Origin of the sequence: Stenotrophomonas sp. SORGH_AS_0321, assembly GCF_031453215.1 — a bacterium.
GTDB classification, from domain to species: Bacteria; Pseudomonadota; Gammaproteobacteria; order Xanthomonadales; family Xanthomonadaceae; genus Stenotrophomonas; species Stenotrophomonas chelatiphaga.
Window position 1 is genome coordinate 3,971,733 of record NZ_JAVIZG010000001.1, and the last position, 19,154, is coordinate 3,990,886.

Below are 19,154 nucleotides of genomic sequence, written 5' to 3' on the forward strand. Positions count from 1 at the left end.
AATGATTCACCTGTCAGGACGTGCGCGTCTCAGGCATTGAGACAAAGCTGTGTTCCCATATGGTTCTTTGCGGCATGTTTTCCTGATGGCTTACGAACTCGCCAAGCGCACCGCCGATGCCGAACACCAGCTCGCCACCCGCGGTGGCCTGCCGGCACGTGACGGCGCCCTGCTCGGCGCCCGCCTGCAGCGCCGTTACCACGACCGCATCACCGGCAGCTTCGCCATCCCCGGCCGCGAAGGCCGCTACGCGCCGATCCCGGACAGCGTGCCGCCGGCGCTTGCCGCCGCCCTGAAAGCGCGCGGCATCGACCAGCTCTACAGCCACCAGGCACACGCGTGGGACGCGGCACAGCGCGGCGAACACGTGGCCATCGTCACCCCCACTGCCAGTGGCAAATCGCTGTGCTACACCCTGCCGGTGGTCAGCGCGGCCATGCAGCACAAGGCCAAGGCGCTGTACCTGTTCCCCACCAAGGCGCTGGCCCAGGACCAGGTGGCCGAACTGCTGGAGCTCAACCGCGCCGGCGACCTCGGGGTCAAGGCGTTCACCTTCGATGGCGATACCCCCGGTGATGCGCGCCAGGCGATCCGCCTGCATGGCGACATCGTGGTGTCCAATCCGGACATGCTGCACCAGGCCATCCTGCCCCACCACACCAAGTGGGCGCAGTTCTTCGAGAACCTGCGCTACGTGGTGATCGACGAGGTGCACACCTACCGCGGCGTGTTCGGCAGCCACGTGACCAATGTGCTGCGCCGGCTCAAGCGCATCTGCGCGTTCTACGGGGTGCAACCGCAGTTCATCCTGTGCTCGGCCACCATCGGCAACCCGCAGGCGCATGCCGAGGCCCTGATCGAAGCGCCGGTCACCGCGATCACCGAATCCGGTGCGCCCAGCGGGCCCAAGCAGGTGCTGCTGTGGAACCCACCGGTGGTCAATCCGGACCTGGGCCTGCGTGCCTCGGCGCGCTCGCAGAGCAACCGCATCGCGCGCATCGCGATCAAGTCCGGCCTGAAGACGCTGGTGTTCGCGCAGAGCCGGCTGATGGTGGAAGTGCTGACCAAGTACCTCAAGGACATCTTCGACCACGACCCGCGCAAGCCCGCCCGCATCCGCGCCTACCGCGGCGGCTACCTGCCGACCGAGCGCCGCGAGACCGAACGCGCCATGCGCGCCGGGCAGATCGACGGCATCGTCAGCACCTCCGCGCTGGAACTGGGCGTGGACATCGGTAGCCTGGACGTGGTCGTCCTCAACGGCTATCCGGGCAGCGTCGCCGCGACCTGGCAACGCTTCGGCCGCGCCGGTCGCCGCCAGCAGCCCGCGCTGGGGGTGATGGTCGCCAGTTCGCAGCCACTGGACCAGTACGTGGTGCGCCACCCGGACTTCTTCGGCGACGCCTCGCCGGAGCATGCGCGCATCGCCCCGGACCAGCCGCTGATCCTGTTCGACCACATCCGCTGCGCCGCCTTTGAACTGCCGTTCCTGGTCGGCGATGGCTTCGGCCCGATCGACCCGGAAGTGTTCCTGGAAGCATTGGCGGAAACCGAGGTGGTGCACCGCGAGGGCGAGCGCTGGGAATGGATCGCCGACAGCTACCCGGCCAACGCGGTGAGCCTGCGTTCGGTGGCCGATGGCAACTTCGTGGTGGTCGACCGCAGCGGCGGCAAGCAGCAGATCATCGCCGAGGTGGATTACTCGGCCGCGGCGCTGACCCTGTACGAGGGCGCCATCCACATGGTGCAGTCCACCCCTTACCAGGTGGAGACGCTGGACTGGGAAGGCCGCAAGGCCTACGTCACGCGCACGCACGTGGACTACTACACCGACAGCATCGACTTCACCAAGCTCAAGGTGCTTGACCGCTTCGACGGCAATGTCGCCGGCCGCGGCGATGCGCACCATGGCGAAGTGCACGTGGTACGGCGCGTGGCCGGCTACAAGAAGATCCGTTATTACACCCATGAAAACATCGGCTACGGCCCGGTCAACCTGCCCGACCAGGAACTGCATACCACCTCGGTGTGGTGGCAGCTGCCGCAGGCGCTGCTGCTGCGCGCGTTCGCCAGCAAGCAGGACGCGCTGGACGGTTTCCTGGGCGCGGCCTACGCGCTGCACATCGTCGCCACCGTGGCGGTGATGGCCGACGCACGCGACCTGCAGAAGGCGGTCGGCAACGGCGACGGCGCGTGGTTCGCCATCGCCGACCAGAGCGGCCGCGGCCAGCTGCGCGGCGAAGAAGGCGGCCCCGGCGCGGTGGAGCTGCTGCAGCAGTTCGTGCCCACCGTCTACCTGTACGACAACTTCCCCGGGGGAGTCGGCCTGAGCGAGCCGCTGTGGCTGCGCCAGCAGGAGCTGGTGCAGCGCGCGCGTGAACTGGTGCAGCGCTGCGACTGCAAGGCCGGCTGCCCGGCCTGCGTCGGCCCGGTGCTGGCCGCGCAGGAAGCCGACGACACCACCCCGCGTGCGCTGGCCCTGCGCGTGCTCGACCTGTTCGATGCGCAGGCCTGCGAGCACGTACCGGACGTATCGGTGGTGATCGCCGATCCGATGGAGTTGTTGGCACCGTGAGCCTGAGCCTGGACAAGCTGCGGCTGCTGCGGCGGCAGGCCGGGGATGCCAAGGCGGTTGCCCCGGTGGCGCCCGCCGACGCGTTGCCGCAGCCGGCGCCCGCACTGCCCGCCGCGGCCAACGATGCCAGGCAGCCCGCCCCCACGCGTTCGGTGTTTGCCTGGGTGGAAAAGGAAATCCGCCACAAACCCACCGGGGTGGCCGCAGCGCCACGCCAGGTAGCCGATGCCAAAGGACTGCGACGACTGCTGGGCGTGCGCGAACGCGGCAGCGAAGCCACCCCGTCACCACGGGCGCGCACGCAGGACCGCAGCCTGCCCGGCACCGAGATCGCGCCGGGCCTGCACCTGATCGAATCGTTCCTGCCGGGGGATGTCCCGTCGGCACCGCTGTCACTGGCGTTCGCCAAGCGCGATCAGCAGCACGTGGCGCCGCAGGACCTGCTGTTCTTCGACACCGAAACCACCGGCCTGGCCGGCGGCACCGGCACCCGCGCCTTCATGATCGGCGCGGCCGACTGGCATCTGCATCCGGAGCGGGGGCCGGGCCTGCGCATCCGCCAGCTGATGATCTCCACGATGGCCGCCGAGACCGCCATGCTGCGCACCTTCACCGGCTGGCTGGCACCGACCACGGTGTTTTCCAGCTACAACGGACGCAGTTACGACGCGCCGCTGCTGAAGACCCGCTACCGGCTCGCACGGCAGGGCGATCCGATCACCGCGCTGGACCACATCGACCTGTTGTACCCGACCCGTCGGCGTTATCGCGGGGTCTGGGAAAACTGCCGGCTGGCCACCATCGAACGGCAGCTGCTGAAGGTGGTGCGCGAGGATGACCTGCCCGGTTCGGAAGCCCCTTCCGCCTGGCTGCGCTACCTGCGCGGCGGCGATGCGGTGAACCTGCGGCGGGTGGTCGAACACAACCACCAGGACGTGGTGACGCTGGCACAGCTGTTCCTGGCGCTGGTGGAACAGCAGGCGCAGGCCGATGTGCCACCGCCGGTGAACTGCCTGCCGTTGCAGGCGGGGTGAGCAACCGTTTACCCGACGTTGACGGCACATGGCGCGTAGTGGCGGCTCGTAGCATTCGTCCATCGCCCCGGGAGGCCTGTCATGCGTTCGAATCGTTGGTTGTTGCTCGGCTGTCTGCTGCCATTGGCCGCCTGCAGCAGTACCCCGCCCACTGCGGACATAGCGCCCACCCAGCCGAAACCGGAACCGGCTGGACTCGGCAGCCATTGCCATGCCGATACGCTGACCGCGCTGAGCGGCCAGATGGCCAGCCAGGAGGTCATCGACCGTGCGGTGCGCGATGCCGGGGCGCGGACCATCCGGGTGGTCAAGCCGGGCATGGCCGTCACCATGGATTACCGCGAAGACCGCGTTACCGTCCGCGTGGACGAGCAGAACAAGATCATTTCAGCCAGCTGCGGCTGAGCTGCCGCGAGGGAGCGGGCAGTGACCCGCTCCCTCGTTGATGCTCAGAGCCGCATGGCGCGCCCATCCGCGAGCGCCTTGGCGATGACCTTCTCGGCCTCGCGCGAGGCACGTGCCTGCACTTCCGCCTGAAGCCGGCCCAGTTCGGCCTGTTCTTCGCCCAGCACCGCCTGCTGCCTGCCCAGTTCGCCCTGCCGGCCAGTCAGGCGGGACAGCGCATCGTGGGTTGCCTCCTGGGTCGCACCGCGTGACGCACGCGCAGCCTGCGCGGCGGCATCGCGGTTGATGTCCGCTGAGCCACCCAGCGCACTGCGCGCGGTGTCCCGTGCGTGCTGCGCGACCGCCCGCGCCTGCTCACCGGTACGCCGGCCCAGCTCGCCCTGCTGGCGGCCCAGCGCACCCTGTTTCAATCCCAGGGCGGCCTGTTGCTGGCCCAGTCGTGCGGCGTCGGCATAGGCGGCCTGCATCTGCTGCAGCAGTGCGGTGTCGCGCACCACGTAACGCTGGTCGCCCTGGCGGAACCAGAAGCCCGCTGCACCTGCACCCAGGTCACTTCGTGCCTGGGCCACGTCATCCAGCGCACCGTCGGCATAGCTCTCATTGCCGGTGACCAGCACGTGGGCACGCGCCGGCCGCTCCCCCAGGTCCAGCCGCCCGTGGGTGATCAGCGTGGCGACGCCGTGGCCGTCGTCGCGGCTGACGGTATGGGTGGTGGTGCTGGCATGTCCGCTGCGTGCGCTCGCTGGTGCCGGCGGCGGCGCAGGCGGTGCCGGTGGCACAGGAACGGTGGCAGCGGCAGGCGCCGGCGGTGCGTCCGGTGCTGCCAACGCAGGCGGTGCGGCCGGCGCTGCTGGCGGCGAAGGTGGCGCGGGCGGTGGCGGCGCGGCCGCGACCAGCCGCATTGGCAGGATCGCCACGGCCAGCACGGCCGCCGTAAGCAGCGCCGTCAACGCCTTCGGGCATGCCTGGTGCCGCTGCAGCGAAATCAAGCGGCGCTTGAGGCTGTGCGGGCTCGGCGCGGCGCTGGCTACCCCCAGGTGCGGACGCGGCATCACGCCCAGCTGCAAAAGCAGGCGACCGTAATCCTGGCGACGCTCGCCACGGCCATCCACCACCGCCGCATCCACTGCTTCTTCGCGGGCCTGCGCGTATTCGCCGACCGCCAGCCGCAGCAGCGGATGGAAGAAGAACAGGTGCTGCGCCAGCGCCGGCAGCAGGCCCCACTGCAGGTCGTTGCGCTGCAGGTGCTGCAGTTCATGGGTCAGCGCCAGGTCCAGCGCATCACCCTGCAGTGCATGCACACCCACCGGCAGCAGCAGCACCGGCCGCAACGGCCCGACCACCTGCGGCGCATCGATGTCGGCACTCATCCACAGGCGTGGCGCACGGCGCAGGCCGTGCGCTTCTGCCGCCAGCTGCAGGGCGTGTACCAGCGCCTGGTCATCGCACGGGGTGGCATGGGCAAGCAGCGCGCGGCTCCGCCGCCATTCGCCATGGGTCCGCCACGCCATGGCCAGCACGCCAGCCAACCACAACGCGGCCAGCGCCAGTGCCCACCACGGCGTGGTCGACAACGCGGACGACGCGATGCCTTGCTCGGCATTCGCCAGCCCCTGTGCCGACAGCACAGCCGCCTGCACGTACACCGTTTCGCCCATCGACGGCGTCATCGCCGGTGCCGGCAGCACCGCCAACTGCAGCGGCTGCGCCCAGAACAGGCCCAGCACCGCCTGCAGCGATACCAGCCACCACATCCGGCAGCGCGCGGCGGCGCCCAGTGACGGCACGGCGCGGCAGACGCCCCACACCAGCGCGACCAGCAGCGCGGTCTGCAGGCTGGTCCAGGCCAGTCGTTCCAGCATCACGATCAGGTTCGCGTCCATGGCTCAGCCCTCCTGCCGGCGTGACTGCAGCTGTTCGACCAGTGCTTCCAGCTCGGCCAGTTCGTCGTCGCTGACCGTATCGCGCTGGGACAGATAGGCCACGAACGGCGACACCGAGCCCTGCAGGGTGCGGTCGACGAACTGCGCGATGGCGCCCTGCACCACGCTGTCCTGCCCGGCCGTGGACTGGTAGCGGTACATACCGTCGGCCTGCTCGCGACACAGGTAGTTCTTGCCGCGCAGGCGTTCCATCATGGTCAGCACGGTGGACCGGGCCAGGCCGCGCGGCTCGCCGAATCCGACCGCCACTTCGCCCACGCTGGGCGTTCCTGCCTCGTCGATGTACTGCAGCAGGGCCAGTTCCTGGTCCCCGATCGTCTTGCGGTGCATGGCACGGTTCCTTGGGTGACTACACGTGTCGCCACAGTGCCCGTGGCGACAGGTGTAGTCAACCCCCCGAAGGTCATGTGCCGACGAACGGCATGGGCTCAGCCGCGCGGGCCGCCCATCACCGGCAGGATCGCGCCACTGATGTAGCTGGAACAGCTGGGCGCGGCCAGGAACACGTAGGCCGGCGACAGCTCTTCGGGCTGCGCGGCGCGCCCCATGTCACTGTCCTGGCCGAACTCGCCGACGTCCGGCGCGGCCTTGTCGGCTGGATTCAACGGCGTCCACACCGGGCCCGGCGCAACGCAGTTGACCCGGATGCCGCGCGGCAGCAGCTGGCTGGCCAGGGCCTTGGTGAAGGCATGGATGGCACCCTTGGTGGCCGAGTAGTCGATCAGTGACTTGCTGCCGAACAGGCCGGTTTCCGAACCCGAATTGACGATGCTGGCGCCCTCGCCAAGGTAGGGCAGCACGGCGCGGGCCATCTGGATGTAACCGCCGATGTTGGTCTGCAGGGTCTCCTGCAGGTGGGCGTCATCGAGGTCTTCCAGGCGATGGCAATGCAGCTGGAAGGCCGCATTGTTGACCAGGATGTCGATGCCACCGAAGGCCTTGGCCACCTGCTTCACCGCGCGATTGCAGAACCTCGGATCACGCACGTCACCGGCGATCACGATGCAGCGTCCCCCTTCGCGTTCCACGTGCTGGCGGGTGATATCGGCATCTTCGTGTTCGTCCAGGTGCAGTACCGCCACGTCCGCGCCTTCGCGGGCATACAGCACGGCGACGGCGCGACCGATGCCGGAATCGCCGCCGGTGACAATCGCACGCAGGCCTTTCAGCTTGCCGCTGCCTGCGTAGTCCGGGGCCAGGAAACGGGGCGCCAGGTCCAGCGCGTGCTCGTGGCCGGGCTTGGCGATGGACTGCGCGGGCATCTTTTCAGGCTGCTTGCGGGTGCCTGCCTGGGTCACCTTTTTCTTCGCCGCCTTCTTGCTGGCGCGCGCGTCCTTGGCCTTTTCCTGGTCCTGCAGGCGACGCTGTCGCGCGGCCACCCGTGCACCCCGTTCGTCGGTGGCGGCGGTCTTGCGGGTGGCGGTCTTGACCACACGCTTGCGCGCGGTGCCTTCTGCATCGGCCGGCGCCGCAGCGGCGGCGCGGGTGCCCTTGCGGACCTTCGGGGTGGCTTTCTGGCGGGCGGGGACTTTCTTTGCCGGGGCGGTCTTGGCGGTAGCCATGAGATCTCCTCTTGAAGCGGATTGTCCAGGACAGCGCGGTGTCCAGGGCGTGCAACCAGTCTCCACATCGCGCGTTGCAGTGGCAGTGAATGCAACGTGCCCGGCATGTGCACGCGTTCATCCCGACACCACGCCGCACCCGTCAGGCTGGAGGCCTCGAACCCAGTGGAGCTGCATCGATGATCCGTTACCTCAGCGTGGCCGCGATGGCCGTTTCCCTGGCCGCCTGCAGCAGCACGCCGGTGGCCCAGGTGCAGCCGATCGACGGCGTGATTTCCGGTCAATGCCACCTGGACAAGGTGCAGGGCGCGGTCGGCCTGGCGGCGTCGGCGGCGACCGTGGAGCGTGCCCGCGTGGACAGTGACAGCCTGCAGGTGCAGGTACTGCGCGGCACCCGCGAGCGCAGTGGCCCCACCGCCAGCGGCAGCGCCGATCCGGCCGCCGGTGCCGCGCATGAAGGCGGCGAGCGACTGACGATCGAAACCGGCCGCACCAACAACATCACCGCTATTTACTGCGGCTGACCTTGGTGCTGCGGCTGACCTTGGCCGTCACCCGGCGTGCCCTGCGCAGGTAGCGCAGGGTCGCCTGTTCCCACTGCCGCTGGCCACGCAGGCCGGCCAGCGCGACCAGCTCCCCCCGCTCCCAGCCGCCGAACACGCTGGGATCGATATAGGCCTTGCGGCAGACCGCCGGCGTGTTGCCCAGCAGGTCGGCCACCTTGCACACCACCTCGCGCTGCGCGGCGGCCAGTGCGGTCTTGCTGGCCGGCTCGGGCAGCTCGGTGGCGGCGAACGCCCGCAGTGCTTCCACGGTGCCGCCCCACGTGCGGAAATCCTTGGCGGTGAACTCCTCGCCCATCACCTCGCGCAGGTAGTCGTTGACCTCGCCGGAATCGACCGGCTGCAGCGTGCCGTCGTCGTCGCGGTACTGGAACAGCGCCTGCCCGGGGAGCTGCTGGATGCGACGCACCTGCTTGGCCAGCTGCTTGTCGCCGATCTCCACCTCATGCTGCTGCCCGGACTTGCCGCGGAAGCGCATCTGCACCCGCCCGCCGGCCACCAGCGCCAGGTGCCGGTTGCGCAGCGTGGTCAGGCCGAAGGATTTGTTTTCGCGCGCATAGGTTTCATTGCCGACCCGCACCAGGGTGTCGGCAAGCAGCGCGACCACGATCGCCAGGACTTTTTCGCGCGGGAATCCGGTGCGCTTCAGGTCGTTGCGCAGATGCCGGCGCAGCGTGGGCAGCGCCTCGCCGAAGGCGATGATGCGGTCGAACTTGCCCTCCCCGCGCACCCGCGCCCAGTCGGGGTGGTAGCGGTACTGCTTGCGGCCCCGCGCATCACGGCCGGTCGCCTGCAGGTGGCCGTTGGGCCAGTGGCAGATCCAGACATCGGTGTACGCCGGCGGCACGGCCAGGGAGCGGATGCGGGCCAGCACCTCGGCATCGCGAACGGCCTGTCCGGCCGGATCGCGGTAGGCGAATCCCTTGCCCGCACGGCGTCGCTGGTAGCCCGGTTGGCTGTCGTCCACGTAACGCAGTCCGGCGGCGCGGGCGGCGGCTTTTTCAGGGGTTGCGGCGGTTTGGCTCATGCCTGCAGTGTGGCCGTCGCGCCGAGCAGGCCGCGTCAATAACGCAACACGAACACGTGGACGGCCTACAGCCGTTATGCTCACGCTTTCGTCATCCAGAACGTTTCCGGAGTCCGCATGTCGTTCCCGCAGTTGCCGCGCCTGGCGCGCCCCTTCCTGCTCCTGCTCCCCGCCACCCTGTTCCTGGCCGCCTGCTCGGCGCCGCCGATGGACGAACAGGATGCCGTCACCGCGCAGGCCCAGCAGGCCGCTGAAAATGCCACCGCCCCCGCCGACGAAGCGCGGCAAGGCGACCGAAGCCCCGCCGATCGGCAACTGCGATGCCACCCAGGTGCAGAGCCTGGTCAGCCAGCCCTTCACCGATGCCCTCGGCAGCCAGGCCCAGCAGGACGCCAGTGCGAAATCGCTGCGCGTGCTGCGCCCCGGCGACATGACCACGATGGAATTCGTGGGCGAGCGCCTGAATGTGGAAGTGGACGAGAAGGATGTGGTCAGCGGCCTTCGCTGCGGCTGATTTCCCCAGCGCTGGCAAGCACTTGCCAGCACCTTGGTTGCGCGTGCAACCGTGTGTTGCGGCATTGCACCATCTATGGTCTAGTCGAAGCATCCGGTGGCATCCCGCGCGCTCCAGGCAGCGCGCCCTGTCTCCTGGAATGAGCGCGAAAGCGCTTGGCGAGCGCCAGGGGAGGCACGCCACCGCACGGGGCATCCGCCCTGCCGGGGGAACGGTCGCATCGACCAACGCCAGGACGCTGCTTCGCTGTCCCTGCCATCCCGGCACGGCACCCTCATTCCGGTGGTCACGGCGCGTCCTGTGGGCAGGCGCAGGAGTCCCCGCTCACCTGACCAAGAGGCAAAGATGGCCCCCCGCAACCGCCAAGGGCTTTACGACCCACGACACGAGCGCGATGCCTGTGGTTTCGGCATGGTCGCCCAGCTGGATGACCAGCCGTCCCGGCTGCTCGTGGATACCGCCATCGCCGCGCTTTCGCGGATGACCCACCGCGGTGGCGTCGCCGCCGACGGCGTGACCGGCGACGGCTGCGGCCTGCTGCTGCGTCGCCCGCAGGTGTTCCTCAAAGCCATCGCCGCCGAAGCGGGCATCAGCGTCGGCGCGCGCTTCGCTGCCGGCGTGGTGTTCCTGCCGCACGACGAAACCGCCGCCGCGCAGTGCCGCGCCGCGCTGGAAGCCGAGCTGGCCAAGGCCGGCACGCAGCCGCGCGGCTGGCGCGTGGTGCCGACCGATCCCAGCGTCTGCGGCCAGCTGGCACGCGACACGCTACCCGCGCATCGAACAGGTTTTCGTCGATGCCGGCCAGGCCCAGGACAATGCCGCCTTCACCCTGGCCCTGTTCCTGGCCCGTCGCCGCAGCGAACAGTCGCTGCGCGACCACGCCGACTACTACGTCACCACGCTCAGCCCGAACGCGATCAGCTACAAGGGCATGGTGCTGCCGGACAAGCTGTCGCGCTTCTTCCTGGACCTGCAGCGCAGCGACCTGGCCTCCAGCGCGATCGTGTTCCACCAGCGTTTCTCCACCAATACGCTGCCGCGCTGGCCGCTGGCGCATCCGTTCCGCATGCTCGCCCACAACGGTGAAATCAACACCATTGAAGGCAACCGTCGCTGGGCGCAGGCGCGCAGCAAGGTGTGGAAGACCCCGCACTTCGACATCGGTGAATTCGATCCGGTGATCTCCATGCACGGTTCGGATTCGCAGAGCCTGGACAACATGCTGGAACTGATGGTCAGCGCCGGCATGGAGCTGATCCAGGCACTGCGCATCCTGGTCCCGCCGGCCACCCAGTCGCTGGAATTCAAGGATCCCGACCTCGCCGCGTTCTACGAATTCCACGGGCTCAACAGTGAGCCGTGGGACGGCCCGGCCGGCATCGTCGCCTGCGACGACCGCTATGCGGTATGCACGCTGGACCGCAACGGCCTGCGCCCGGCACGCTGGATGCTCACCTCCGACCGCCACTTCCTGGTCGCCTCCGAAGCCGGCGTCTGGGAAGTGCCGACCGAACGCGTGGTGCGCAAGGGCAAGCTGGGGCCGGGCGAGATGATCGCCATCGACCTCAAGCGCGGCGACCTGCTCGATTCGGAGGCGGTGGACCGCATCAACCGCGGCCGCGCGCCGTACAAGCAGTGGCTGCAGCAGGGCGTGACCTACCTGCAGACCGAACTGATCGATCCTTCGCTGGTGGAAGAACCGTTCGACGCCCGCACCCTGCGCAGCTACCACAAGCTGTACCAGCTCAGCACCGAAGAAGTGGAGCAGGTACTGCGCCCGTTGGCGGAAACCGAACAGGAAGCCACCGGTTCAATGGGCGATGACACGCCGATGGCGGTGCTGAGCCAGCGCAGCCGGCCGCTGTATGACTACTTCCGCCAAGCGTTCGCGCAGGTCACCAACCCGCCGATCGATCCGCTGCGCGAAGACTGCGCGATGTCGCTGTCCACCCAGCTCGGCAAGGAGACCAACATCTTCCATGCCGGCGCGGAGACGGTTAACCACGTCATCCTCAACTCGCCGGTGCTGAGCCAGCGCAAGCTGCGCCAGCTGCTGAAGATGGAGCAGTACGCCGACGCCAACCGGCTGATCGACCTGTCCTACAGCGAAGAAGAAGGCCTGCGCGCCGGCATCGAGCGCATCTGTGCCGAGGCCGAACAGGCCGCGCGCGATGGCATCGTCATGCTGCTGCTGTCCGACCGCTATCCGGTCACCGACCGGCCGATGGTGCATGCCCTGCTGGCTACCAGCGCGGTGCACCACCACCTGTGCAACACCGGACTGCGCTGCGAGGTGAACCTGATCCTGGAAACCGGCACCGCGCGCGATCCGCACCACATGGCCTGCCTGCTCGGCTTCGGTGCCACCGCGGTGTATCCGTACCTGGCCTACCAGACCCTGTTCGACCTCGGCCGCCGCGGCATCCTCAAGCTCAGCAAGGGCGGCGAGCAGTCGCAGATCGGCCGCCGTTACCGCAAGGGCGTGTACAAGGGCCTGTCCAAGATCATCTCCAAGATGGGCATCTGCACGGTGGCCAGCTACCGCGGTGCGCAGCTGTTCGAGATCGTCGGGCTGGAGCCGGACGTGGTCGAACTGTGCTTTCCGGAGACGCCGTCGCGGGTCGGCGGCGTCAGCTTCGCGCGGCTGGATGCCGAAGCCCGCGAACTGACCGTGCAGGCCTGGGACGACCAGGTGCAGCCGGACGTCGGCGGCCTGCTGAAGTACGTCCACGGCGGCGAATACCACATGTACAACCCGGACGTGGTCATGACCCTGCAGCGCGCCTCGCGCTCGGGCGATCCGACCCACTGGCAGGCGTACTGCGATGCCGTGCATGCACGTCCGCCGTCGGCGCTGCGCGACCTGCTGCAGCTGGTACCCGCCGCCACGCCCACCCCGCTGGACGAGGTGGCACCGGCCAGCGAGCTGTTCCCGCGCTTCGATACCGCGGCGATCAGCCTGGGCGCGTTGTCGCCGGAAGCGCATGAAGCGCTGGCCATCGCCATGAACCGGCTGGGTGGCCGCAGCAACTCCGGCGAAGGCGGCGAAGACCCCGCCCGCTATGGCACCGAAAAGCGTTCCAAGATCAAGCAGGTCGCGTCCGGTCGCTTCGGTGTCACCGCCGAATACCTGGTCAACGCCGAAGTGCTGCAGATCAAGGTCGCCCAGGGCGCCAAGCCCGGCGAAGGCGGCCAGCTGCCCGGCCACAAGGTCAACGAACTGATTGCCCGCCTGCGTTATGCCAAGCCGGGCATCGGCCTGATCTCGCCACCGCCGCACCATGACATCTATTCCATCGAAGACCTGGCCCAGCTGATCTACGACCTCAAGCAGGTCAACCCGACCGCGCTGGTGTCGGTGAAGCTGGTCAGCCATGCCGGCGTGGGCACGATCGCCGCTGGCGTGGTGAAAGCCGGCGCCGACCTGATCACCATCTCCGGCCACGACGGCGGCACCGGCGCTTCGCCGGTCAGCTCGATCCGCTACGCCGGCGTGCCGTGGGAACTGGGCGTGGCCGAAGCGCACCAGGCACTGGTCGGCAACGACCTGCGCGCGCGCACCATCCTGCAGACCGATGGCGGCCTGAAGACCGGCCTGGACGTGGTCAAGGCGGCCATCCTCGGCGCGGACAGCTTCGGTTTCGGCACCGGTCCGATGATCGTGCTGGGCTGCAAGTACCTGCGCATCTGCCACCTCAACAACTGCGCCACCGGCGTGGCCACCCAGGACGAGCGCCTGCGCGAGAACTATTTCACCGGCCAGCCCGAACGCGTGGAGAACTTCTTCAAGCTGTTGGCCGAAGAAGTGCGCGGTTGGCTGTCCTACCTGGGCGTGCGTTCGCTGCAGGACATCGTCGGCCGCACCGAGCTGCTGCGGCAGATCGATACCGCGCCGCGCGAAGGCGTGCGCGTGGACCTGTCGCGGCTGCTCGCCGATGCCAGCTACGAAGGCAGCCACTGCGCCGCCCAGCGCCTGTACGAATCGCCGGACAGCCTGGCCACCCAGATGGACGGCCTGCTGGCCGATGCCATCGCCAACAAGCGGGGCGGCGACCATCGCTTCCTGATCCACAACACCGACCGCAGCATCGGCACCCGCCTGTCGGGCACCATCGCCCGCGCGCACGGCAACCAGGGCATGGCCGAATCGCCGCTGGAGCTGCGCTTCCGCGGCACCGCCGGGCAGAGCTTCGGTGCCTTCAACGTCGGTGGCCTGCACCTGGAAGTGGAAGGCGAAGCCAACGACTACGTGGGCAAGGGCATGGCCGGCGGCCGGCTGGTGGTGCGCCCGCCACGCGGCGCGCGCTTCGAGGCCCGCAGCACCGCGATCATCGGCAACACCTGCCTGTACGGCGCCACCGGTGGCGAGTTGTTCGCCGCCGGCCGGGCCGGCGAGCGCTTCGCGGTGCGCAACTCCGGCGCGCTGGCGGTGATCGAAGGCGCCGGTGACCACTGCTGCGAATACATGACCGACGGCGTGGTGCTGGTGCTCGGCAAGGTCGGCCTGAACTTCGGCGCCGGCTTCACCGGCGGGCTGGCCTACGTGCTGGACGTGGACCGTGATTTCGTCGACCGCTACAACCATGAGCTGATCGACATCCATCGCGTGTCCGCCGAAGGCTTCGAGAACTACCGCCAGCACCTGCATCGGCTGATCGGCCGCCATCGCGAGCTGACCGGCAGCATCTGGGCCCAGCAGATCATGGACGAGTTCCGCGATTACATCGGCAAGTTCTGGCTGGTGAAGCCCAAGGCCGCCAGCATCGAATCGCTGACCGAAACCCTGCGCCGCGCCGCATGACCCCGCCCCTTTCATCGGTAGTGCCGGCCACTGGCCGGCAGCACCTCCAAGCCGAGAGGCAGAGCCCGCCATGAGTCGCAAGCACGCTTTCCAGTTCCTCGACCTGCCCCGGACGATGCCGCAGCGCATCCCGGTGGAGCTGCGCACCTCCGGCGACTGGGGCGAGCTGTACGGCAAGTTCGGCAAGGAGGACGCGCAGTACCAGGCCGGCCGCTGCCTGGACTGCGGCAACCCGTACTGCAGCTGGAAGTGCCCGGTGCACAATGCGATCCCGCAGTGGCTGCAGCTGGTGCAGGAAAACCGCATCGAAGAAGCCGCCACGCTGTGCCACAGCACCAACCCGCTGCCGGAAGTATGTGGCCGGGTATGCCCGCAGGACCGCCTGTGCGAAGGCAGCTGCACGCTGGAGGAATTCGGCGCGGTGACCATCGGCGCGGTGGAGAAGTACATCGTCGATACCGCGCTCGCCCGCGGCTGGCGACCGGACCTGAGCACGGTGGAGCCCACCGGCCGCACGGTGGCGGTGGTGGGTGCGGGCCCGGCCGGACTGGCCTGCGCCGACCGCCTGGCACGTGCCGGCATCACCGCGGTGGTATACGACCGCTACGAACAGATCGGCGGGCTGCTGCAGTTCGGCATCCCCAGCTTCAAGCTGGACAAGGACGTGATCCGCAAGCGCCGCGAGGTGCTGGAAGGCATGGGCGTGCAGTTCCGCCTGGGCGTGGAGATCGGCCGCGATGTCACCGTGGACGACCTGCTGCAGCGCCACGATGCGGTGTTCCTCGGCACCGGTGCCTACCGCTACACCGACGGCGGGCTGGATGGGCAGGACCTGAAGGGCGTGCTGCCTGCGCTGCCGTTCCTGGTGCAGAACGCCCGCATCGTCAGCGGCGACAACCCGCAGGGCCGGCCAATCGCCGGCTGGGAAGACCAGATCAGCCTGCCCGACCTCACCGGCAAGCGCGTGGTGTGGTGCTGGGCGGCGGCGATACCGGCATGGACTGCGTGCGCAGCGCCATCCGCCTGGGTGCGGCGCGCGTCACCTGTGCCTACCGCCGCGACGAAGCCAACATGCCCGGCTCCGCGCGCGAAGTCGCCAACGCCCGCGAAGAGGGCGTGCGCTTCCTGTTCAACCGCCAGCCGCTGTCCATCGAAGCCGGCGCCGATGACGAGGCGATCGGCGTGACCGTGGTGGAAACCCGGCTGGGCGAACCCGATGCCAATGGCCGCCAGGCCGCGGTGCCGATCGAAGGCAGCGAATCGCTGCTGGAAGCGGACGTGGTGATCATCGCCTTCGGCTTCTCGCCGAGTGCGCCGGAATGGCTGTCCGCGCACGGCGTGGAATTCACCGGCAACGGTCGCCTGCAGGTCGGTGGCAAGGACCGCCTGCCGTTCCAGACCGCACACCCGCGGCTGTTCGCCGGCGGCGATGCGGTGCGCGGTGCGGACCTGGTGGTGACCGCCGTGGCCGAAGGCCGCGATGCCGCGGCGAGCATCGTGCGCCTGCTGCTGGCATGACCCTGCGCATGCACCTGCGCTAGCCTTCCAGCTGGCGCAGGTGCGCGATGCAGCGCTGCAGTCGGCTGCGCAACTGGTCGCGCTCGGCGCGGGAGGGCGGCGCCTGCAGCTCGTTCAGCTCGCGCAGGTGTGCGGCCAGCGCGACCAGCCCCAGGCTGCCCACGCCGCCGGCCATGCGATGCAACCGCTGCGAGGCCACGCGCGGGTCCGCTTGCCGCCATGCCTCCTCCAGTACCACCGCGTCCTCTTCCAGGCTCGCGCGCAGCGTATGCACCAGCTGGCGGGCGGCGTCTTCGTTGCCGAACCGCGCCGCCAGCGACGCCAGGGTCGGTGCATCGGTGGGGTCCACCGCCGGGCAGGAGCCTGCAGCTGCGGCTGCCCCGGCGAGCAGCCCAGGGGCGACCCTGGCGATGGCCTCGTGCAGCGTGCGCCGGCTGATCGGCTTGGCAAGCACGTGGTCCAGCGCCATCCCGCGCATGCCGTCGGTGTCGGCCGTCATGCCGATGATGGGACCGGGCGGGCGGCCGCGTTCCTGTTCTTCGCGGCGGATCCGCTGCACCAGTTCGGCACCGGTGAGGCCGGGCATCTGCTCATCGGTGAACAGCAGTCGTGGCGGGTCGCGACGCCATGATGCCAGCGCCTGCAGGCCATCGCTGGCCACTTCCACGTCCAGCCCCATGCCACGCAGCCACCACTGCATCAGCAGCTGCTGGGTCGGATGGTCTTCGGCGACCAGCACGCGGGGCGATGACCCGCTGCAGGACGGCGCCTGCTGACCAGCGGCCGCTACGCTGCCAGGGTTCACCCGCGCATCGGCGCTTCCCCCCGGCGCGTGCGGCAGGTCCAGTTCGATTTCAACCACCGTGCCCTGCCCGGGCGCGCTGCGCAGGACCAGGCTGCCGCCCATCGCAGTGACCAGCTGGCGGCAGATGCCCAGTCCCAACCCGGACCCCGCCATGCTGGCGCGTGGTCGAACGCTCAGCCTGGGCAAACGGCTCGAATACCGCCTCCTGCCGCTCCAACGCGATGCCGACTCCGGTATCGGACACGACCAGCCGCACCCGCTGCGCGTGGCCGGTATCTTCGACCTGCTGCAGGGACAGCGAGACCCCGCCGTGGCGGGTGAACTTGATCGCGTTGCCGACCAGGTTGAACAGCACCTGCCGCAGGCGGGTGGCATCGGCCAGCAGCTGCGCGGCCACGCGGGGTTCCACGCGCTGGTGCAGGTACAGGCCCTTGGACTGCGCGACCGGCCGCAGCAGGGTCTCCACGCTGTGCACCAGCATCCGCAGGTCGACCGGCCCGGCCTGCAGGTCCATGCCATCGGCACGTCCGGCGGACAGGGCGGCGACGTCGTCCAGGATGCGCGCCAGCATCGACGCGGCATCCTCCAGGGTGTCCATCACCACACGCTGCTGCGCGTCCAGCGGCGCCGCGCGCAGCAGCGCCAGCCGCCCCAGCAGGGCCTGCATGGGCGCGCCGATCCCGGTCCCCAGGCGGGTGACCATCTGCTCGCGCTCGGCCGCGTCCGCTGCCGCCTGGGCGTGTGCGCGGAGGATCGCCTGGGCACGTGTGTCGGCGTCGGAAACATCCATCCAGTAACCGGTCCAGCGCTGCTCCCTGGATGCGTCCACGCTGGGCCATGCCTGCATGGCGATGTGCCGTGGGCCGCGTACGCCATCGGCGCTGAAGCGCAGTGCCACCGGACAGATGCGACGCACCGCGCGCAGCAGCACCGACAGCACCCGCTTGTGGTCGCCGGCATGGATCGCGGACAGGATGCGCGACGGGTCATCCTGCAGTTCGCGCGGTGATGCGCTGAACAGTTGTGGGGTGTCCCCGGCCAGCAGTTCGATCTGGATGCGCCCATCGCGCGCGCGCCGCGCCTGGAACACGACCACCGGCAGGTTGCTGGACACCTCGTCGAACAGCCGCTGCACGTCGCGGCGGTGGCGGACTTCGTTGCGCAGCCGCCAGTAGCCGTTCGCCTGCACGAGGGCGATGCCGGCCAGTGCCAGCAGCAGGCCGGCAACCACGAGAGGGCCCCGCATCGGCCCGGGCAGCGTGAGCGACCCCAGTACAAGGCAGGCGGTGACAAAACACGGCGCCACGAAGATGTCCTTTCCGCAATCCATCGGCCACCGACGCTAGCAGGCTCACCGCCGGGCACCATCAGGATTGCTGCATAAGCGACGACGCCTGGCGTGATCCAGCGCATACACTTCGGCAGTGCCCCCCTGGAGAACCCCTGTATGCGACTCGGACTGGCTGCCAACCGGCTACACCACCATGATGGCGAAGCCGCGCTGTTCCGCTTCCTGCGCGCCAGCGAAGCGGGGCTGCGTGACCTGCAGTGTTCGCTGCATGCGGTCGGCCGCACCTTCGATGCCATCCAGCAGTATGGTCCGCTGCGGGGGGATCCGCTGGTCCAGCAGTATCCGTATGGCCGCGACGGCGGGCTGATGAAGCTGGTGGCCGAGGTGGTCGGCATGGGGGCCGAGCGCAGCCTGGACGGAGCCATCTACCTGATCGACCCGGTTGATCCGTCGTCGATTTTCCCGGAAGCCATCGCGCTCAAGCGCCAGTGCGTGATCCATGCCAAACCCTTCATTTCCACCGTGGCCAGTGCGCGCGACTGGGTGGAGGTGGAACGGCTGCACGCCGGTTTCGCCGCCGATGCCGCGGCAGATGACCTGCACCGGTTCGAAGGGCAGACCCTGGCGCTGATCGCGCACGATGCGATGAAGCCGGCGATGCTGGCGTTTGCCGACGAGCACTTCGCCGTGCTGTCGCGGTTTGCTTTGCGGATCGGCACCGGGACCACCGGACAGCGCTTGAACGAGCTCGCCTGGAGCCGTGGCTGGCCGACCGATACGCCGTGGGTGACGCGCTACCAGAGTGGGCCGATGGGCGGTGATGCGCAGATTGCCGACCAGGTGCTGGAGGGCCGCTGCCAGCGTGCGGTGTTCTTCGAAGATCCCCATGTGGCGCGGCAGCATGAGGCCGACATCCAGCTGCTGGAGCGCGCGGTTACCACGGTGACCGATCTGGCGGTGTGCATCACCTCGCCAAGGGTGGCGGCGCGGTGGGCGTCTGCGGCGGCACTGCGTGGTAAAGCCGGCTAGCCGGATTGTTACGGGAGGCGCGCCGGGAGGGCAGGCTGTCCGGGACACGCCGCAGGTACATCCCTGTAGGCTACGGTTCGGCTCCTG

The 19,154-nt window shown here is 69.0% G+C and carries 11 protein-coding genes and 3 pseudogenes; 8 read left to right on the plus strand and 6 right to left on the minus strand.

Annotation, left to right across the window (positions count from 1 at the left end):
• Positions 1–82: 82 nt before the first annotated feature.
• The 3 genes from QE373_RS17920 to QE373_RS17930 all read left to right on the plus strand — a co-directional run bounded on the left by QE373_RS17920 (position 83) and on the right by QE373_RS17930 (position 4,014).
• The gene (locus QE373_RS17920) at positions 83–2,575 is read left to right on the plus strand and encodes a DEAD/DEAH box helicase (protein WP_309689907.1); all 2,493 of its coding nucleotides are present in this window, start codon (positions 83–85) and stop codon (positions 2,573–2,575) included.
• Positions 2,572–3,609, plus strand: a complete 1,038-nt coding sequence (locus QE373_RS17925; RefSeq protein WP_309689251.1) for a ribonuclease H-like domain-containing protein — start codon at positions 2,572–2,574, stop codon at positions 3,607–3,609. Before QE373_RS17920 ends, QE373_RS17925 begins: the two co-directional genes overlap by 4 nt.
• Positions 3,610–3,690: 81 nt before the next feature.
• Positions 3,691–4,014 carry an I78 family peptidase inhibitor gene (locus QE373_RS17930; RefSeq protein WP_309689254.1) on the plus strand — a complete coding sequence of 108 codons (324 nt, stop codon included), beginning with the start codon at positions 3,691–3,693 and terminating at the stop codon, positions 4,012–4,014.
• A gap of 44 nt (positions 4,015–4,058) precedes the next feature.
• Here QE373_RS17930 and QE373_RS17935 read toward each other — a convergent pair whose 3' ends face one another.
• The 3 genes from QE373_RS17935 to QE373_RS17945 form a co-directional block, all read right to left on the minus strand.
• Complete coding sequence (locus QE373_RS17935; protein WP_309689257.1) at positions 4,059–5,897, minus strand: M56 family metallopeptidase; 1,839 nt, start codon at positions 5,895–5,897, stop codon at positions 4,059–4,061.
• 3 nt (positions 5,898–5,900) lie between these two features.
• Positions 5,901–6,287 carry a BlaI/MecI/CopY family transcriptional regulator gene (locus tag QE373_RS17940; RefSeq protein ID WP_309689260.1) on the minus strand — a complete coding sequence of 129 codons (387 nt, stop codon included), beginning with the start codon at positions 6,285–6,287 and terminating at the stop codon, positions 5,901–5,903.
• A gap of 98 nt (positions 6,288–6,385) precedes the next feature.
• Positions 6,386–7,519 (minus strand): SDR family oxidoreductase, encoded by a 1,134-nt coding sequence (locus QE373_RS17945; RefSeq protein WP_309689263.1) that lies wholly within the window; start codon positions 7,517–7,519, stop codon positions 6,386–6,388.
• Positions 7,520–7,698: 179 nt separating this feature from the next.
• On the opposite strand from QE373_RS17945, the gene QE373_RS17950 reads away from it, so the two are divergent.
• Entirely contained in the window at positions 7,699–8,043 is a 345-nt protein-coding gene (locus tag QE373_RS17950) for a hypothetical protein (RefSeq protein WP_309689266.1), read from the plus strand.
• On the opposite strand, the gene QE373_RS17955 is transcribed toward QE373_RS17950, so the two are convergent.
• Positions 8,027–9,109 carry a DNA topoisomerase IB gene (locus tag QE373_RS17955; protein WP_309689268.1) on the minus strand — a complete coding sequence of 361 codons (1,083 nt, stop codon included), beginning with the start codon at positions 9,107–9,109 and terminating at the stop codon, positions 8,027–8,029. The two genes, QE373_RS17950 and QE373_RS17955, sit on opposite strands and share 17 nt — an antisense overlap.
• Positions 9,110–9,226: 117 nt before the next feature.
• Here QE373_RS17955 and QE373_RS17960 point away from each other — a divergent pair.
• From QE373_RS17960 to QE373_RS17970, 3 pseudogenes are all read left to right on the plus strand, one after another.
• Positions 9,227–9,623 (plus strand): annotated as a pseudogene (locus tag QE373_RS17960) (I78 family peptidase inhibitor).
• 345 nt (positions 9,624–9,968) lie between these two features.
• Positions 9,969–14,424, plus strand: a pseudogene (gltB, locus tag QE373_RS17965) (glutamate synthase large subunit).
• A 70-nt stretch (positions 14,425–14,494) separates the two neighbouring features.
• A pseudogene (locus QE373_RS17970) lies at positions 14,495–15,942 on the plus strand (FAD-dependent oxidoreductase).
• Positions 15,943–15,961: 19 nt separating this feature from the next.
• On the opposite strand, the gene QE373_RS17975 reads toward QE373_RS17970, so the two are convergent.
• Together QE373_RS17975 and QE373_RS17980 are read right to left on the minus strand one after the other, a co-directional pair.
• Positions 15,962–16,849 (minus strand): response regulator, encoded by an 888-nt coding sequence (locus tag QE373_RS17975; protein WP_309689271.1) that lies wholly within the window; start codon positions 16,847–16,849, stop codon positions 15,962–15,964.
• The gene (locus tag QE373_RS17980) at positions 16,797–17,993 is read right to left on the minus strand and encodes an ATP-binding protein (protein ID WP_309689273.1); all 1,197 of its coding nucleotides are present in this window, start codon (positions 17,991–17,993) and stop codon (positions 16,797–16,799) included. The genes QE373_RS17975 and QE373_RS17980 overlap by 53 nt, the downstream gene beginning before the upstream one ends.
• Before the next feature lie 201 nt (positions 17,994–18,194).
• Here QE373_RS17980 and QE373_RS17985 point away from each other — a divergent pair, with 201 nt between their 5' ends.
• On the plus strand, positions 18,195–19,067 hold the full coding sequence (locus QE373_RS17985) for a methylglyoxal synthase (protein ID WP_309689277.1): 873 nt from the start codon (positions 18,195–18,197) through the stop codon (positions 19,065–19,067).
• Positions 19,068–19,154: the final 87 nt, after the last annotated feature.

What these genes read in the sequence shown, in the direction of transcription:
- QE373_RS17930 (WP_309689254.1), top strand. Translation starts at nt 3,691, where the DNA reads ATGCGTTCGAATCGTTGGTTGTTGCTCGGCTGTCTGCTGCCATTGGCC.
- QE373_RS17935 (WP_309689257.1), bottom strand. Translation starts at nt 5,897, where the DNA reads ATGGACGCGAACCTGATCGTGATGCTGGAACGACTGGCCTGGACCAGC.
- QE373_RS17940 (WP_309689260.1), bottom strand. Translation starts at nt 6,287, where the DNA reads ATGCACCGCAAGACGATCGGGGACCAGGAACTGGCCCTGCTGCAGTAC.
- QE373_RS17945 (WP_309689263.1), bottom strand. Translation starts at nt 7,519, where the DNA reads ATGGCTACCGCCAAGACCGCCCCGGCAAAGAAAGTCCCCGCCCGCCAG.
- QE373_RS17950 (WP_309689266.1), top strand. Translation starts at nt 7,699, where the DNA reads ATGATCCGTTACCTCAGCGTGGCCGCGATGGCCGTTTCCCTGGCCGCC.
- QE373_RS17955 (WP_309689268.1), bottom strand. Translation starts at nt 9,109, where the DNA reads ATGAGCCAAACCGCCGCAACCCCTGAAAAAGCCGCCGCCCGCGCCGCC.
- QE373_RS17975 (WP_309689271.1), bottom strand. Translation starts at nt 16,849, where the DNA reads ATGGGCGGCAGCCTGGTCCTGCGCAGCGCGCCCGGGCAGGGCACGGTG.
- QE373_RS17980 (WP_309689273.1), bottom strand. Translation starts at nt 17,993, where the DNA reads ATGCGGGGCCCTCTCGTGGTTGCCGGCCTGCTGCTGGCACTGGCCGGC.
- QE373_RS17985 (WP_309689277.1), top strand. Translation starts at nt 18,195, where the DNA reads ATGCGACTCGGACTGGCTGCCAACCGGCTACACCACCATGATGGCGAA.